Here is a 14,072-nt window from a genome sequence, read left to right on the forward strand (position 1 = left end):
GGAAAAGGCGATCTGACAACAGACCGCCTTTTTTATATTAATTTTATTCCGCTGATTAAAATAATCGCCGCCATCACAAATTGCAGCGGGCGCGGTGAGAATTTCGGCGAAAAGAAGCTGCCGAGAAGCACACCCGGCACAGAGCCGATCAACAGATTCAATACAAGCAGGTAATCGACGCTTCCGAAGCTTGCGTTTAACAGACCGGCAGCAGTTACGAGCAGAAAGGCATGTGCGATATCCGTTCCCACTACTTCTGCCGTTTTCATTCTGAACAGGTATAGCATGGCGATCGCAAATAACGAGCCGGACCCAATAGATGTCAGGCCGACGATGAAGCCGAAAATGACGCCGATCAATATCATGAGTGTCCGCTTTTCTTCAAGCGTTTTTTGCTGCCAGCGGTTCGGCCGCAGTTTTTTATCGAAAAAAAGGCGGGCGATAATGGAAATGGCGACAAGGGTCAGCACGTAGCCGAGCGCCTGTTTGATAATCTGCTCCTGATGCTGGTGAAAAGCGGGAAACAAGTGAAGAACACCGATGGCGGCTGTTGCGCTGGGAATGCTTCCGAGCGCCAAGTAGCCGACAAGTTTAAATTGAACGGTACGCTGCTTCCAATGAGAAACGACACCGAACAGTTTGGTGATGGAGTTATATAAAAGGTCAGTGCCGACGGCGATTGAGGGGTTGATCCCCAAAACGATCAGTAAAGGAGTCAAAAGCGCCGCTCCTCCCACACCCGTCAATCCGACAAGCGTTCCGACAAAGAAACCCATAAACACAATGCTTACAGTCATCTGTGTGCCTCCTGAATAATCCTACTATTTTTATCAGATTATATATGATTAAGAGGCGGTAATCAATTAAATTTTCGGAAAATTTTATACAGAACAAAAAAATCCGCCAGCCTGCTGTTATGTCGCAGACCGGCGGATGGCCGGATTATGATTTTTGCTGATAAAACGGAAGTTCCGTGTGACCCATTTCTCTGACATACACGAAAAGGTTGCCTTTATGATGAATTTCATGCTCCATGGCAAGCTGAAGGAGAGCAGCGCCGGTCACTTTTCTGCCGAAAGAGGCGGTCAGGTCAATTTCGCGGTTCAGCTGCTCTTCAGTCAGCTGTGACAGAATGTCTGTCGTTTTTTCAGTACATGCTTCCGCCAGTTTGACGAGGTCTGTTTCCGCTTCTTCTTTCGGTTTGTTCTGGATGGCTGATCCGTTTCCGTCGTTAATGACGTTTGCAAACATAAGAAAAGAATAAACGATGTGTTTTACAAGTTCCTGAGCGGACATTGATGTCTCTGCCGGTTTGTAGTCGTAATGCTCGCGGCTGATTTTTTCCGCCAGTTCAATCGTCACGTTTCGATGTGACAGAAAGTGGCTGACCAATTGATTTTGTGCTGTCATGTGAAAACCCCCATTTAATACAGAATAAAAGCTGCAAGGATATGCTATATCAACGGCACGGAAGAAACAAGCAATAAGCTTGTGACGGAGATAAATCGTTGCGGATATCCGAAATTCGACAATTGCGGTCTTTTTGCGTTCTTCTTTTTCTAGCAAATATGATAAAATATGACATATCTCGGTCATTCCAAAAGGGGGGATTTATTGAGGATGAAGCAGACTATTCCGTCCTCTTTTGTCGGGCTCAAAATTAATGAATGGTATACCCATATCCGGCAGTTTCACGTCCTTGAGGCGGAGCGCGTCAAACGTGAAGTAGAGAGAGAGATCGAGGATATGGAAGAAGATCAGGATCTGCTGCTGTATTATTCATTAATGGAATTCAGACACCGTGTCATGCTGGATTACATCAAGCCCTTAAAGGAGGACCCTTCTCAGCCTGAGTTTTCAGAATTATTGGAAGACATTGAAGGCAACCAGTATAAACTGACAGGACTGCTTGATTACTACTTTAATTTTTTTCGAGGAATGTACGAATTTAAACAGAAAATGTTCCTAAACGCCATGATGTATTACAAACGGGCTGAAAAAAACCTTGCACTCGTTTCTGATGACATCGAGAAAGCTGAGTTTGCTTTTAAAATGGCCGAGATATTTTACAACCTGAAACAAACCTACGTCTCCATGAGTTATGCCGTTCAAGCCCTTGAAACGTACCAATCGTATGAGACGTACAACGTCCGCAGAATCCAATGTGAATTCGTTATTGCAGGGAATTATGATGACATGCAGTATCCAGAAAGAGCATTGCCCCACTTAGAACTTGCTTTAGATCTTGCAAAACAAGAAGGCAATCCCCGTCTTATCAGTTCAGCCTTATATAATCTCGGAAACTGTTACGAAAAAATGGGAGACCTCTCTAAAGCAGCCGAATATTTTGAGACATCCGTTTCCATTTGCAGGTCAGAAAAGTTCGATAATCTTCCGCATTCTATTTACTCATTAACACAGGTTCTTTATAAACAGAACACTACAGCCGAAGCAGAGAAGCAATACCGCCTCGGGCTCAGTATCGCCCGCGAATACAATGATGAATTGTTTGTGAATCTGTTCCAATTTTTACATGCGTTATACGGCAAGGAAATGGATAACGCATCCGTCAGGCACACGTTTGATTTTCTGGAAGAACACATGCTGTATCCGTATGTGGAAGAATTGGCGCATGATGCTGCCAAATTTTACATGAAACACGGACAGCCTGAAAAAGCGCTCACGTTTTATGAAAAAATGGTGCACGCCCAAAAACAAATCCAGAGAGGAGATTGTCTATATGAAATCTAAACTGTTGTCAGGATTGCTGCTTGTTGCTGTCGGGTTCAGCTTTACACAGGTGATCGGCCATGAAAGCCATTTGGAAAACCAAGCGGACGGCACATTCCATATTGCCGCGCGCAACCAAACATAACATAAAGACCCTTCTTTGGAAGGGTCTTATTTTTTGCATGCGTATCCATTCCATTTTTATCCGAATGCAGGGTCTATATGCTCAAGTTATCTGTCCTACGAATGCCACCTATTGATGAAAAAGGCATAAGGAGAGATGAAGAGTGGGGATTGAAGTGAAAAAACGGCTCGTATCGGCTGATAAATATGCGTTAAAATGTCCGAATCCGATGACGCCGGAGTATATTACCATTCATAACACGGCAAACGACGCATCCGCCGCTAATGAAATCAGCTATATGACGGGAAACAGCGAATCAACGAGCTATCATTTTGCGGTTGATGACAAAGAAGTGATCCAGGGAATTCCGTTGGACCGGAATGCCTGGCATTCGGGAGACGGCACGAACGGTACCGGAAACCGAAAGTCGATTGCTATAGAAATCTGTTACAGCAAGTCAGGCGGCGAACGGTACAGAGCCGCAGAAGAACTGGCGATTGCGTTCGCGGCGCAGCTTTTGAAAGAACGGGGCTGGGGGATTGACAGAATCAGAAAGCATCAGGACTGGAACGGAAAGTACTGCCCGCACCGCATTTTGTCTGAAGGCCGCTGGGATGAAGTGAAGGCGAAGATTGCAAAGAAATTAAGCGGAAGTATGCCGGCGAAAAAAGCCTCTATTTCTTCTTCCGCCTCTGAATACCATGTGAAAAAAGGCGACACCTTATCGGAAATCGCCGCATCGCACGGTGTCAGCGTAAAATCGCTGCAAAGCATCAACCATATCACCGATCCGAATCACATTACAGTCGGACAAGTGATCAAGCTCGCTCAGACGGGTTCTTCTTCAAAAAGTCAGGCTGTGCCTTCCTATCCGCTTCCATCCGGTGTGATCAAAGTGACGAAACCGCTGACGAAAGGGACAAACGTAAAACAAGTGCAAAACGCTTTATCCGCTCTTTATTTTTATCCCGATAAAGGAGCAAAAAATCATGGGGCGGACGGCGTTTACGGTCCGAAAACGGCAAATGCCGTAAAACGTTTTCAATCCGTCAGCGGATTAACGGCAGACGGAATTTACGGCCCGAAAACGAAGGCCAAAATTGAAGAAAAACTGTAATCAATAAAACGGAAGCTCCCCGGGCTTCCGTTTCTTCTTACATACAAACTGCGGCAAGGGCCTTTTGAATATCATAAATGCTTTCATCTTTTTTAAACTGCTTTGAGACAGCGGGAAGTTCCGCTCCTGAAATCCAAATTTTCAGCTCTGAATCAAGGTCAAAGCGGCCGGCGGTTTCTACGCTGAATCTGGAAATGCTCTTGTACGGAATGGATTGAATCTCCGTTTTCTTCCCCGTGAGTCCCTGTTTATCAACAAGAATAAGACGCTTATCCGTAAAGACAATGATATCTCGTACGAGCTTAAACGCGGCGTTGACATTCTCACCTTCCAGCAGAATACGGGCCAGTTCTTCTTTTGCTTCAGCCGTCGATATTGTCGACGCATTGCCCAGCAATCCATTGATGAACCCCATGATATATCCCCCCTGATACGTATTCTATCAAATCATACTATAAAAAGGTTTCCATTCCCAGATGAGTAGAGTAAACTGGTGCTGACTGGAAAAGGAGAGCATGTTACACATGAAAGATAGATATGACAATTTCGCAGCCCTTTCAGCTGCTGAATCGGAATACAGAATTATTTATGAAGAAAAAGAGGGAAGTAAATGTATCGTCCTCGCTCCCCACGGCGGCAGGATTGAGCCGGGAGTCAGTGAGCTGGTGCGGGCATTTTCTGACCAAAGCTCAATTTATTTATTTGAAGGAACGAAGCGGTGCAATAACCGTTCTCTCCACTTGACAAGCACACGCTTTGACGAACCCCTGGCTTTAGAAAAAGTGAACGCCCATCATTACGGATTGGCTTTTCACGGGTATCATGATCTGAAAAAGGCAAATACACTCGTCGGGGGCGCGGATCTGGAAAAAGCAAGACTGATTTGTGATCTGCTGCGTGAAGCGGGGTTTGATGCCGAGCTGACAGAGAAGAACGATCGGCTGGCAGGTGTAAATCCCGGCAACATTGTCAATCGGACAAAAAGGAAAATGGGGCTGCAATTGGAAGTGAGCACGGCGCAGAGACACGCGCTGTTCAGCAATTTTGGCTGCCGGGGAGAAAAATATACGCCAACCGATCTGTTTTTTCGGTATGTAGAAGCCGTGAAGGCCGGTTTTTATGAGTAAAGAAAACGGACTCGCACCGCCTGCCCATTCTTTCATACACTAAGATTGTTTGAAAGAATGGGGGAATAGTATGTTTTATCATATTAAAGAGCTTCAATACCGCGCAAAGCCGTCTTGTCCTGATCCGGCTTACGCGAAAAAGCTTCAAGAAGTACTTGGAGGGCAGTACGGTGAGATCAGCGTCATGATGCAATATTTGTTTCAAGGCTTTAACTGCCGTGCCGATGAAAAATATAGAGATTTGCTGCATGATGTCGGAACGGAAGAGATCGGACATGTGGAAATGCTTGCGACGATGATTTCAAGGCTTTTGGACGATGCGCCGGCTGATGTGCAGGAAAATGCCTATAAAAGTGACCCGGCCGTCGCGGCTGTTATGGGGGGAATGAATCCGCAGCACGCCATTGTTGCAGGTTTAGGCGCAATGGCGGCTGACGCTGAAGGATACCCTTGGAATGCGAAATACATTATTTCCAGCGGGAATTTACTTGCAGATTTTCGGGCAAATTTAAATGCGGAATCCCAGGGACGCCTTCAGGTGACCCGGCTGTATGCGATGACTGACGATCCGGGTGTCAGGGATATGCTGTCCTTTTTAATTGCAAGAGATACGTATCATCAAAATATGTGGTACGCGGCGATAAAAGAGCTGGAAGAAAGAGAACGGGACATTGTCGTGCCTGCGACGTTTCCGCGTGAACTCGAAAAGCAGGAAGTGTCGTATGACCTGTTTAACTTTTCCAGAGGAGATGAGAGTTCACAAGGAAGATGGGCCCGCGGTGAAGCCTTTGACGGACGGGGCGAGTTCAGGTATATTTCGGTCCCGGTCGCGTTCGCATCTGCGCCTCATCTTAAACCGGCGCCAATGTGGCTTCACAATACACTTCTTCCGATGTCAAAATGCTGACACTCTGCCCGCAGAGTGCCGCTAATTTTCAATAAAATACGGCGTTTTTTCTTCAGCGGCATGCAAGTGTGTCTGTCCGCTTTCATAATACCCATTCGGCCGCTTGTCGGATAACAGACAAGTGAGCCGCTTCTGAAATTGAATACCTGCTTTACGCCGTTCAAACAGCTCCAGCCTTTTTTCCGCAAATGATGCCGTCACCCGGAAAGCGGCTGCGATTAAAATAACGGCATGGCTTCTCCGCTGGGGAAGCTCCATGTTTAACAGCATAAAGGTCGGCACACAGAAGTGGTACATAAAATGGTTGGCCTGAAATTCCTGCAGTTCCCTGAACAGCTTGTTCATATGAAAATGGTTGCCGGTATGCTTCAGCACATGGCACAGTTCGTGCGCAAAATCCTGCCATTGCTCTTCGGGTGAATTTTTTTGATTCAGGACGATGCTGTACATGCCGTCCCGCTTCAGCATCATACTGTGCGTATCTTCAAAATGAATCCAAATGTCAAGCTCCTTGGCAATCATCTGCATATCAATATGGAGAGGGGCGGTCATTCCCATGCGGCAATATAAGTTTTTGACGTATTCCTCAAGATGTGTTAAAAAATCGCCCAATTGAATACACCCTTTCGAACATATGTTCTTTTTTAGCGAGAAAGAAAAGCCCTGATCGGACTTTGAATCAATTCCCTTTTCTTTTAAAAATAAACATTCAGCTTTTATATCGGCTGAACGTTAAGCAGTTTAAAGGAAAAGAGCGGATTATTTATGTTTCGGCCTGCGGTTTTTCTCTTTTTCTTTTAAATAATTAATGAATTCAATGGCCTGCTGCTTGCTTTCCGGCGAAAAGTCCTGCATGTCCCGATATGCTATCTGCAGGTCGGGATCGGCAAACATGTCTTCATCTGAAGGTTCTTTTCCGGTTAACAAATAATCAGTCGACACTTTGAAATAATCCGCAAGCTTTTGCAGCGTGTCGTAATCGGGTTCAGATCGGCCGTTTTCATAATGAGAATATCTGGCGCGCGAGACACCGATATGATTTGCGACTTCTTCCTGCGTTTTCTTTCCTCTGAGACTCTTTAATCTTCCGCCTATCATCCGAATGACCTCTCTTTTTTCAACACCCTAAGTTACTTATGATTATAGATACAAAATGTATCAAAATAAAGAGATGATAAAAAAAGTATCAAAAAGGTCTTGATGATACGAAATGTATCGTATATAATCAACATCATAAGGATACAAAATGTATCAAAACGCGATAAGAAATTGATCAGGAGGGTGAGAGATGCAGCCGATAATCATCCGTTTCAGCAGCAATCCGGCTGACCAGAGATGTTTAGGGAAAGCAGGCGGTTCGATATCTTTTACCGCTTGCGGACTTCCGGTCTTCCGATTTGATAACCGATTGCAGTATGAACGCTATATAAGTCTGAAGAAAAACGGAGACGTCCAATATGAATCGTAAAAGCTACCCGTTTTTCATCTATTCCGGATTATTGAATTCAGAACATTATGAAAAAATAGGGTCCGCCATATGGCTGTTTTTATGGTTCATCAGCTCAACGACAAAGGAACACGTAAAAGACGGCGTAAAGTGGGGGATCGTCCTCGGTCATAAACCCGTAAAAGCAAAAGAAATGGCCGACGTATTTGCCGTCAGCGAAAAAACCGTCAGACGGTGGCTCGAGAGCTTGGAACAGCATGAATATATCAAAACCGTCCGCGCCCCTTACGGACTCATCGTCTCCGTAAAGCACTCGAAAAGATTCACGCCGAAAAAGACATTGACCCGTCCGGAAGTCACAGACCGGACAATATCGGCGGATCACCGGGACAAAAATGTCCGGAGAGAAATAGATATAACAAAAAATCATACTGCTGAAGAAGCGATTAACGACATTGCCGCCCATTTTATCAGATTAAGGTCTGCACAGGAGGGGCGGAGCGTATACCCCTCGCCCCGGGATTATCAGGCCATCGCCCGTATTGTTTCCCTCGGTGCGTCAGCACAAGAAGCAATCAAATGGCTCGGCGAATGCTTTACCGCTTTTGAACAGCGGCGCACCTCTTCAGCTGAAACGATCAAGGCTTTCAGCTATTGCGCCAAGTATATGGAAGACCGCTTGAATGCACGAATTGCGGGAAGGACAATCACAACAAAAAAAGAGAGGAATACGATACATGACAAAACGAACGATCGAGCAGATACTGGCCGACCTGAAAAACGGAAAACGTCCATTACTGGCGGACAGACCGGAAGAATCAGACGAAAGCCGCTTTGACTGTCCGCTCTGTAAAGATCAGGGCGGTTATCTCAAAAACCAGCTGGGAATGGATGTGTGGGTTAAGTGCCGCTGCGCCGCCGAACGAAAAGCAGAGCGCATCCTCAGCGCAAGTGAGATTACAGATGCCTTTCGGAAGCTGGATTTCAAAGGATTTATCACGCGGGGCAAGCCTCAGGCAGTCGTCGACGCATATGAGTGCGCCCTTGAATATGTTGAAAACTTCGACAAGATTAAAAACTGCCGGAAAAACAGCATTGCCCTTTTAGGGCGTCCGGGATCGGGAAAAACCCATCTTTTGACCGCTCTCAGCAATTATGTCATGAGACAGAAGCAGACACCGGTGCTGTATTTTCCTTTTGTGGAGGGCTTTACGGATTTAAAAAATGATTTTGATCTGCTTGATGCAAAGCTTGGCCGTATGAAACAGGCGGATGTGCTTTTTATTGACGATCTGTTCAAACCGCTGAACGGAAAACCCCGGGCGACCGATTGGCAGATTGAACAAATGTACGCCGTCGTGAATTACCGCTATTTAAATCATAAGCCGGTTCTTATCTCGAGCGAGCTGGCCTGTGACGGACTGGTGCAGGTTGATGAAGCCTTGGGCACAAGAATTTATGAGATGTGCAACGATTATTTAGTCATCATTAATGGCAATTCATTTGACGTAAACCACAGATTAGAGGGGGCGAGATAATGTGTAAACTGTGCGGGCCGAAGAAGGTCGTTGTGACGGAAACGGGTTTCGGCGCTGTCTTTCACCCTTGCCCGAACTGCAAAACAGGCACTGATTTAACGCCGGTCATTAAACGTCTTGAGCGAATGGTTCAAGACGCAAAAGCGAGGCTTGATGCACGTGTATAAATATATCAAGTGGCTTTTTTGCCTGCTGTTCAGGGCGAAACGGATAGAAAAGCAAATTGAAGCATGGCATGAGGCTGATGGAAAGTGAGGATAACCATTGCAAGAAAAACACAGCCCCGCTCCATGGCGGGCCGTACACAGCGGAGAAGAAAAACCCATTTACATTTATTCCGCTTACAGCGAAGCGGATAAAGAGAAGTTCCCTTATTCAAACGGAAGGCTCATCGCGGCCGTTTTCAACTTAAGTTCATACTCTCAGCAGATCAACGCGGCATTGATGGCGAAAGCCCCGGAACTTTTTGAGGCGGCCGAAACGGCTCTCCGCCTGCTCCGGGGAGAAAGTTCTGAAGAAAAAGAAGCGTTCATAAATGAGCTCGGAAGCCTCATACATGAAGTAAACATCCTGAAAAAGACGGAGGACGTAAAACATGAATCCTAAAAAACTGACCGACATTGAACATACAACATTAAAAAGCCAGCTGGAAGAAGGCAAGGTTCGGGTGATTATTGTAGACGGACTGAAGAAGGAAGCGTGGCTCGCCGAAGCGCCGGAGCACGGCAAAACGCTTGTCGAAACGCGAAAAGGGGATCTGGCCCGGATCGAATATGAAATCGGCTTTAAATTGAATTAAAAACAGAATACGTCCAAGACGGAAAGCCTGCGGACACTGATCAATCGCGCACATGCTGCGCATTGGTTGGTGTCCTTTTTTTGTTCCGAAAAAGAGGAGGATCTACATGGAAGACTTACTATTTGAATATAAACGCACGCTGAAAGAGACGAAAAAGTGGTACAAGCAGCTGGAGGAAGCCGATGAAACGGTGCTTACTTCAGAAGAACTGAAAGATAAAAAAATCATCAGAACAATCATTACAGATGTGGAATATGTCATCGAATGGCTTGAAAAAGGCCGGCAGCCCGGCATAAGAAGAGCGATAGACCGCAGAGACGCTTATCAGAGAATGCTGATTAAAGATCCGAGAATTATAGAAACCTATTCACAGGCGCTGATGTTTGAACCTTCCGGGAATGTGACTGAAGAAGACAGAATCAGACTGCGGGACGCATTAGCCGTTTTAACGGATAGAGAAAAAGAAATGCTGCTGCTCCACAAAGCGGAATGCTTTTCATATGAACGGATCGCCGCCTTGCTGAATGTAAAGAAATCAACCGTACAGACGACGGTCAAACGGGCGCTTCTAAAAATTCAAAAACAGCAAGAACAAAGAAATCAATCGCCTGCTTCATAAGTTGTCATACGTTTGCCACCTAGAAGTGAACAGACGATCACAAAAAGCGGCCCGATTAGAAGCCGCTTTTTATTATAGACAATCATGTCGGAGGTGGCGGTGATGCCGTAGCATGAAAAACGCAAAAAGAGAACAGGCATTTACAATCTATCAGTCTCATCAAGGCCGCATCACAAATCGCGCCCTTGCCGGCAAATCAGGCGTATCCGCAAGAACGATCGGCAGATGGAAAAAAGAAGGGCGCTGGGACGAGGCGCTCCATAAGAACGCGGAAAGCGGCGGAAAAAACAACCCGGGCGAAGGTGATGAGTTAAACGAACGTCAGCGGCTGTTTTGTCTTTATTATGTGAAAAGCTTTAACGCCACCCAATCTGCGATAAAAGCCGGGTATTCACCGGAAAGCGCGCATGTGACGGGAAGCAGGCTGTTGAAAAACGGAAAAGTCGCCAAAGAAATCAGCCGCATGAAAAAGGAAATGGTCAATAAAGTGTTTGTCGAAGCGATGGACGTTCTTCAAGTCTATGTGAAAATCGCTTTCGCCGACATTACCGATTATGTAACCTTCGGAAAAAAAGAGGTTCAGGCCTTCGGAAAATCAGGGCCGCTCTTTGACGAAAATGATAATCCGATTATGCAGGAGATCAGCTACGTTGACGTTAAAGATTCGCACCTTCTGGACGGAACCATCGTCACGGAAGCAAAACTCGGAAAAGAGGGCATTGCAATAAAGCTTGCCGACAAGATGAAGGCTCTTGAAAAGCTGTCCTTGTACTTTGACCTTTTCCCCGATCAATTTAAACAAAAAATCGAAAATGAAAAATTAAAGCTGGCACAGCAGAAGATGGAAAAAACAGAAGACAGCCAAAAGCCGATTGACATTGTCATTACGCGGAAAGAGGAACGGTCATGATTGAAAAAGCGGTCAACCCGCGCTTTGAAGATTATTTGTTCAATTGGAATGAAACGTACCAATTTCTCGTCGGAGGCTACGGCTCGTCAAAAAGCTATCATACCGCGTTGAAAATCATCTTGAAGCTGCTTCGTGAAAAGCGGACGGCGCTTGTCGTGCGGGAAGTTTTCGATACGCACAGAGATTCTACTTTTGCCTTGTTTGAAGATATTATCGGGGAGCTTGAGCTGGGACATGCCGTAAAGGCCGTGTCTTCACCGATGCAGCTGAGATTTTCAAACGGAAGCCGGATTATGTTTAAAGGGATGGACAACCCGGCCAAATTGAAATCCATTCATCATATTTCACTGATTTGGATTGAAGAATGCTCTGAAGTGAAGTATGAAGGCTTTAAGGAGCTGATCGGCCGTCTGCGCCATCCCGAGCTTTCGCTTCATATGATATGCACCACAAATCCCGTCGGCACCTCCAATTGGACGTACCGGCATTTTTTCCGTGATGACCAAAAAAAACGGTTCGTATTGGATGATCAGACGCTGTATGAAAAAGGCACCGTCGTTAAGGGAGATACGTATTACCACCATTCCACAGCGTGCGATAATCTGTTTTTGCCGAAAAGCTATATTAAGCAGCTGGACAGCTTACGGCATTACGATCCCGATTTATACCGGATCGCTCGCAAAGGACAGTTCGGCGTTAACGGCATCCGCGTGTTTCCGCAGTTTCAGGTCATGGAGCACAACGAAGTAACGGAGCGGATTGCTTCCATCAGGCGCCCCCTGTTTCGGACGGGCATGGATTTCGGTTTTGAAGAGTCATACAATGCGGTCATCCGGCTTGCCGTCGATCCGGATCAAAAAGAGCTTTATATTTTCTGGGAGTATTACAAAAACAAAATGACCGATGATCAGACAGCTGAGGAGCTTCAGGAATTGGCGGATCAAAAAGAGCTGATCAAAGCGGATTCGGCTGAGCCGAAAAGCATCCAATATTTTCGCAGGCAGGGCTTTTGCATGGTTGCGGCCAAAAAGTTTCCGGGCTCAAGACTTCAGTATACAAAAAAGCTGAAACGGTTCAAACATATCTATTGCTCAGACAGCTGTCAACATACGATCCGCGAATTGCAGAACTTAACGTACGCAAAAAACAAAAACGGCGCTCTGTCGGAAGATGAGTTTTCAATTGATCCCCACACACTTTCAGCCATTTGGTATGCGCTGGATGACTATGACGCGGCGGATCTGAAAGATGCATCACAAAAACGGAGACGTCCGAATCGGGAAAGGAGGAGGTAGGCGTTGCCGAACTATCAAAACGTTAGAGCCACCGTCTTTAAATCAAAAATGGCCGCGCCGCAGGCAAGGCAGATGAACGAAGATCAATTTGCCGATCTGTACGGCGAAGACATCATTTCACCGCCCTATAATCTCATTGAACTGAAAACAATCGCCGAATATTCGACGATTCTTCAGCAGTGCATTGACGCGTATCGGGTCAATATTACGGGGTTTGGGTTCGATGTGGAATATACCTTTGATGTAAATAGCCCAGATTGCTCCCCGACAAAAAAGGCCCGGGCCGAAAAAAACTGGATGAAGCTGGAGAGCTTTTACAAATGTCTTCATTTTGATGAATCGGCCGAGACGATCCTCGGATATGCGATAGAAGACCGCGAAAAAACGGGCAACGGTTTTCTCGAAGTGCTTCGGGACGGGGCGGGAAAACCGGCGGGGATTGAATATCTGGATGTGAAACATATGCGCGTGTGCGGTGTGACTGATCCCGTTGAAGTTACATTTTCATATGAAGAAAACGGCGCATCCAAAACGATTAAAAGGCAAAAACGGTTTCGTAAATATGTTCAGATACTGAACGGTCGGAAAGTGTTTTTTAAAGAATACGGCGATCCCCGCATGATGGACATGAGAACCGGCGAATACGTAAAGACCCTGTCTGAAGAATATCGGGCAAATGAAGCCATTCACTTAAAAATCGGCAGCGGCACTTACGGAATTCCGCGCTGGGTCGGCAATATTGTCAATCTGTACGGCGCCCGGAAAGCGGAAGAACTGAATTTTATGTATTTCAAGCAGGGCCGTCACGTGCCGGCCGCCATTACGGTTGAAAACGGCATGCTGTCAGAAACCTCGTACAAAGAGCTCCAGGATTATATGAATGACCTGGAAGGGGTGGAAAACGCCCACAAATTTCTGCTGATTGAGGCGGAAGGCATTGCGAAGGAAAAAGACCTTCACGGAGGCGAAGACATTACGCCCGTGTCTGTGGAAATTAAATCACTTGCGGAAATTCTGCAGGATGATGCGCTGTTTCTTGAATATGACGACAAGAGCAGAAATAAACTCCGTTCCGCTTTCCGTCTCCCGCCGCTTTACACGGGCGAGGCGCAGGAATACAACAAAGCCACCGCCGATACGGCACGGAAAATAACGGAGGAGCAGGTGTTTCAGCCGGAGCGGAAAACGCTGATTAATAAGCTCAACACGTTATTTTTGCCTGAACTGGGTCTCCACGATGTACAGCTCACATTAAAAGGGCCTGATTTTCGCGATCCGCTTGAAATTGCGAAGGTGCTTACGCCATTTATTTCCGCCGGCGCGGTCTCTCCTAATGACCTCCGTGATCTGGCCGGAAGAGTGCTCGGGAAGACGCTTGAGGAATGGCCTGAAGAGTACTACAGCCGGCCGGTGCTGAAAGGGAAAAAGGAGCAATCCTGAAAGGGGGTGAAAACATCTC

20 protein-coding genes are annotated in these 14,072 nt (G+C 46.2%); 15 read left to right on the forward strand and 5 right to left on the reverse strand.

The features are described 5' to 3' along the window. Positions 1 to 32: 32 nt before the first annotated feature. Entirely contained in the window at positions 33 to 797 is a 765-nt protein-coding gene (locus K3G25_RS01895; protein WP_007610763.1) for a sulfite exporter TauE/SafE family protein, read from the reverse strand. Between the two features lie 145 nt (positions 798 to 942). Next, complete coding sequence (locus K3G25_RS01900) at positions 943 to 1,410, reverse strand: DinB family protein (RefSeq protein WP_021494037.1); 468 nt, start codon at positions 1,408 to 1,410, stop codon at positions 943 to 945. Between the two features lie 204 nt (positions 1,411 to 1,614). Between K3G25_RS01900 and K3G25_RS01905 the strand changes: the two genes are divergently transcribed. The 3 genes from K3G25_RS01905 to K3G25_RS01915 all read left to right on the forward strand — a co-directional run bounded on the left by K3G25_RS01905 (position 1,615) and on the right by K3G25_RS01915 (position 3,971). Continuing rightward, the gene (locus tag K3G25_RS01905; RefSeq protein WP_087920760.1) at positions 1,615 to 2,751 is read left to right on the forward strand and encodes a Rap family tetratricopeptide repeat protein; all 1,137 of its coding nucleotides are present in this window, start codon (positions 1,615 to 1,617) and stop codon (positions 2,749 to 2,751) included. Further along, a complete protein-coding gene (locus K3G25_RS01910; protein ID WP_003154881.1) occupies positions 2,741 to 2,875 on the forward strand; it encodes a PhrA family phosphatase inhibitor in 135 nt (44 codons plus the stop codon). The genes K3G25_RS01905 and K3G25_RS01910 overlap by 11 nt, the downstream gene beginning before the upstream one ends. Positions 2,876 to 3,017: 142 nt before the next feature. Continuing rightward, the gene (locus K3G25_RS01915) at positions 3,018 to 3,971 is read left to right on the forward strand and encodes an N-acetylmuramoyl-L-alanine amidase (RefSeq protein WP_017417599.1); all 954 of its coding nucleotides are present in this window, start codon (positions 3,018 to 3,020) and stop codon (positions 3,969 to 3,971) included. Positions 3,972 to 4,008: 37 nt separating this feature from the next. Here K3G25_RS01915 and K3G25_RS01920 read toward each other — a convergent pair whose 3' ends face one another. Beyond that, entirely contained in the window at positions 4,009 to 4,386 is a 378-nt protein-coding gene (locus K3G25_RS01920) for a PH domain-containing protein (RefSeq protein WP_017417600.1), read from the reverse strand. Positions 4,387 to 4,495: 109 nt separating this feature from the next. On the opposite strand from K3G25_RS01920, the gene K3G25_RS01925 reads away from it, so the two are divergent. Both K3G25_RS01925 and K3G25_RS01930 read left to right on the forward strand, forming a co-directional pair. Continuing rightward, positions 4,496 to 5,098, forward strand: a complete 603-nt coding sequence (locus K3G25_RS01925; protein ID WP_021494034.1) for a poly-gamma-glutamate hydrolase family protein — start codon at positions 4,496 to 4,498, stop codon at positions 5,096 to 5,098. 70 nt (positions 5,099 to 5,168) lie between these two features. Then, a complete protein-coding gene (locus K3G25_RS01930; RefSeq protein ID WP_021494033.1) occupies positions 5,169 to 6,005 on the forward strand; it encodes a manganese catalase in 837 nt (278 codons plus the stop codon). A 21-nt stretch (positions 6,006 to 6,026) separates the two neighbouring features. Here K3G25_RS01930 and K3G25_RS01935 read toward each other — a convergent pair whose 3' ends face one another. Together K3G25_RS01935 and xre are read right to left on the reverse strand one after the other, a co-directional pair. Then, a complete protein-coding gene (locus K3G25_RS01935) occupies positions 6,027 to 6,617 on the reverse strand; it encodes an ImmA/IrrE family metallo-endopeptidase (protein ID WP_232489556.1) in 591 nt (196 codons plus the stop codon). Positions 6,618 to 6,764: 147 nt separating this feature from the next. Then, complete coding sequence (gene xre, locus K3G25_RS01940) at positions 6,765 to 7,103, reverse strand: HTH-type transcriptional regulator Xre (RefSeq protein WP_003154871.1); 339 nt, start codon at positions 7,101 to 7,103, stop codon at positions 6,765 to 6,767. Between the two features lie 190 nt (positions 7,104 to 7,293). On the opposite strand from xre, the gene K3G25_RS01945 reads away from it, so the two are divergent. From K3G25_RS01945 to K3G25_RS01990, 10 genes are all read left to right on the forward strand, one after another. Beyond that, on the forward strand, positions 7,294 to 7,473 hold the full coding sequence (locus K3G25_RS01945; protein WP_014417518.1) for a hypothetical protein: 180 nt from the start codon (positions 7,294 to 7,296) through the stop codon (positions 7,471 to 7,473). Then, positions 7,463 to 8,290 (forward strand): phage portal protein, encoded by an 828-nt coding sequence (locus K3G25_RS01950; RefSeq protein ID WP_014417519.1) that lies wholly within the window; start codon positions 7,463 to 7,465, stop codon positions 8,288 to 8,290. The genes K3G25_RS01945 and K3G25_RS01950 overlap by 11 nt, the downstream gene beginning before the upstream one ends. Further along, positions 8,190 to 8,990, forward strand: coding sequence for an ATP-binding protein (locus K3G25_RS01955; protein WP_053285036.1), 801 nt, complete (start codon positions 8,190 to 8,192; stop codon positions 8,988 to 8,990). The genes K3G25_RS01950 and K3G25_RS01955 overlap by 101 nt, the downstream gene beginning before the upstream one ends. Beyond that, a complete protein-coding gene (locus K3G25_RS01960; RefSeq protein WP_162838272.1) occupies positions 8,990 to 9,157 on the forward strand; it encodes a hypothetical protein in 168 nt (55 codons plus the stop codon). Before K3G25_RS01955 ends, K3G25_RS01960 begins: the two co-directional genes overlap by 1 nt. Positions 9,158 to 9,254: 97 nt before the next feature. After that, positions 9,255 to 9,596, forward strand: a complete 342-nt coding sequence (locus tag K3G25_RS01965; protein ID WP_015239676.1) for a hypothetical protein — start codon at positions 9,255 to 9,257, stop codon at positions 9,594 to 9,596. Continuing rightward, positions 9,586 to 9,789, forward strand: a complete 204-nt coding sequence (locus tag K3G25_RS01970; RefSeq protein WP_007610788.1) for an XtrA/YqaO family protein — start codon at positions 9,586 to 9,588, stop codon at positions 9,787 to 9,789. Before K3G25_RS01965 ends, K3G25_RS01970 begins: the two co-directional genes overlap by 11 nt. A gap of 106 nt (positions 9,790 to 9,895) precedes the next feature. Then, complete coding sequence (locus tag K3G25_RS01975) at positions 9,896 to 10,408, forward strand: sigma-70 family RNA polymerase sigma factor (protein WP_007407279.1); 513 nt, start codon at positions 9,896 to 9,898, stop codon at positions 10,406 to 10,408. A gap of 112 nt (positions 10,409 to 10,520) precedes the next feature. Beyond that, the gene (locus K3G25_RS01980) at positions 10,521 to 11,318 is read left to right on the forward strand and encodes a terminase small subunit (protein WP_022553491.1); all 798 of its coding nucleotides are present in this window, start codon (positions 10,521 to 10,523) and stop codon (positions 11,316 to 11,318) included. After that, positions 11,315 to 12,613 (forward strand): PBSX family phage terminase large subunit, encoded by a 1,299-nt coding sequence (locus tag K3G25_RS01985; RefSeq protein WP_007407277.1) that lies wholly within the window; start codon positions 11,315 to 11,317, stop codon positions 12,611 to 12,613. The genes K3G25_RS01980 and K3G25_RS01985 overlap by 4 nt, the downstream gene beginning before the upstream one ends. A 48-nt stretch (positions 12,614 to 12,661) precedes the next feature. Continuing rightward, positions 12,662 to 14,053 carry a phage portal protein gene (locus tag K3G25_RS01990; RefSeq protein ID WP_089072483.1) on the forward strand — a complete coding sequence of 464 codons (1,392 nt, stop codon included), beginning with the start codon at positions 12,662 to 12,664 and terminating at the stop codon, positions 14,051 to 14,053. Positions 14,054 to 14,072 lie beyond the last annotated feature (19 nt).

The organism is Bacillus sp. FCW2, from assembly GCF_021228595.1.
GTDB lineage: Bacteria > Bacillota > Bacilli > Bacillales > Bacillaceae > Bacillus > Bacillus velezensis.

What these genes read in the sequence shown, in the direction of transcription:
- K3G25_RS01895 (WP_007610763.1), bottom strand. Translation starts at nt 797, where the DNA reads ATGACTGTAAGCATTGTGTTTATGGGTTTCTTTGTCGGAACGCTTGTC.
- K3G25_RS01900 (WP_021494037.1), bottom strand. Translation starts at nt 1,410, where the DNA reads ATGACAGCACAAAATCAATTGGTCAGCCACTTTCTGTCACATCGAAAC.
- K3G25_RS01910 (WP_003154881.1), top strand. Translation starts at nt 2,741, where the DNA reads ATGAAATCTAAACTGTTGTCAGGATTGCTGCTTGTTGCTGTCGGGTTC.
- K3G25_RS01920 (WP_017417600.1), bottom strand. Translation starts at nt 4,386, where the DNA reads ATGGGGTTCATCAATGGATTGCTGGGCAATGCGTCGACAATATCGACG.
- K3G25_RS01925 (WP_021494034.1), top strand. Translation starts at nt 4,496, where the DNA reads ATGAAAGATAGATATGACAATTTCGCAGCCCTTTCAGCTGCTGAATCG.
- K3G25_RS01930 (WP_021494033.1), top strand. Translation starts at nt 5,169, where the DNA reads ATGTTTTATCATATTAAAGAGCTTCAATACCGCGCAAAGCCGTCTTGT.
- xre (WP_003154871.1), bottom strand. Translation starts at nt 7,103, where the DNA reads ATGATAGGCGGAAGATTAAAGAGTCTCAGAGGAAAGAAAACGCAGGAA.
- K3G25_RS01945 (WP_014417518.1), top strand. Translation starts at nt 7,294, where the DNA reads ATGCAGCCGATAATCATCCGTTTCAGCAGCAATCCGGCTGACCAGAGA.
- K3G25_RS01950 (WP_014417519.1), top strand. Translation starts at nt 7,463, where the DNA reads ATGAATCGTAAAAGCTACCCGTTTTTCATCTATTCCGGATTATTGAAT.
- K3G25_RS01955 (WP_053285036.1), top strand. Translation starts at nt 8,190, where the DNA reads ATGACAAAACGAACGATCGAGCAGATACTGGCCGACCTGAAAAACGGA.
- K3G25_RS01960 (WP_162838272.1), top strand. Translation starts at nt 8,990, where the DNA reads ATGTGTAAACTGTGCGGGCCGAAGAAGGTCGTTGTGACGGAAACGGGT.
- K3G25_RS01970 (WP_007610788.1), top strand. Translation starts at nt 9,586, where the DNA reads ATGAATCCTAAAAAACTGACCGACATTGAACATACAACATTAAAAAGC.
- K3G25_RS01975 (WP_007407279.1), top strand. Translation starts at nt 9,896, where the DNA reads ATGGAAGACTTACTATTTGAATATAAACGCACGCTGAAAGAGACGAAA.
- K3G25_RS01980 (WP_022553491.1), top strand. Translation starts at nt 10,521, where the DNA reads ATGAAAAACGCAAAAAGAGAACAGGCATTTACAATCTATCAGTCTCAT.
- K3G25_RS01985 (WP_007407277.1), top strand. Translation starts at nt 11,315, where the DNA reads ATGATTGAAAAAGCGGTCAACCCGCGCTTTGAAGATTATTTGTTCAAT.
- K3G25_RS01990 (WP_089072483.1), top strand. Translation starts at nt 12,662, where the DNA reads ATGGCCGCGCCGCAGGCAAGGCAGATGAACGAAGATCAATTTGCCGAT.